We start from the raw sequence: 261 nt of genomic DNA on the forward strand, positions 1-261 counted from the left end.
CTCGAGTCGAACCTTCGAATACGAATCGCTCAGGCCTACGGCGGAGGCCCCGCCCACACGGGCAAGGTTCAAACCTGGCAACAAGGTTGTGGTACGGCGCGACATCGCCACAATGCACACGCGGCTGACGGGATATGTCCGGGGCCGGCCCGGGGTCGTCGACAGCGTGATCGGACCACAGCCTTTGCCCGACGAGAAAGCTGTCGGCACGATACGGCGCGAGCAGACATACGTCGTGCGGTTTCGCATGTCGGATCTTTG

Annotated in this window: 1 protein-coding gene; it reads left to right on the top strand. The window is 62.8% G+C overall.

Annotation, left to right across the window (positions count from 1 at the left end; translation table 11 throughout):
- Window positions 1-261 (top strand): SH3-like domain-containing protein (locus AC0L2O_RS36950; RefSeq protein ID WP_473373229.1); only part of this gene is annotated, 261 nt, incomplete at both ends.

This window comes from Bradyrhizobium sp. Kon10, assembly GCF_055807395.1.